This window comes from Peptostreptococcus stomatis DSM 17678, assembly GCF_000147675.1.
In the GTDB taxonomy this organism is placed as follows: Bacteria; Bacillota; Clostridia; order Peptostreptococcales; family Peptostreptococcaceae; genus Peptostreptococcus; species Peptostreptococcus stomatis.
Window position 1 is genome coordinate 1 of record NZ_ADGQ01000053.1, and the last position, 260, is coordinate 260.

At 36.9% G+C, this 260-nt stretch carries 1 rRNA gene; it reads right to left on the reverse strand.

The annotated features are described in order from the left end of the window. Window positions 1-98 (reverse strand): 16S ribosomal RNA (locus tag HMPREF0634_RS09840); the annotation flags it as partial. Between the last annotated feature and the right edge of the window lie 162 nt (window positions 99-260).

Consider the following 260-nt stretch of genomic DNA (forward strand, 5'->3'; position numbering starts at 1 on the left):
ACTTAGAATACTCAATACTGAGCAAACCCTCGCTCGACTTGCATGTGTTAGGCACGCCGCCAGCGTTCATCCTGAGCCAGGATCAAACTCTCATAAAAAATTTGTTACTGTGCTCAGACTATTGTTATCTCTAAAATATCTGGCTTGGTTTGTTTGTGGTTTAAATCAAGTAAGTTTTGTCTTACATGGTTTAAACGATTAATCAATTGTCCTTAAAGGACTCATTGAATTAACCTGCTGTTCAATTTTCAAAGTTCATT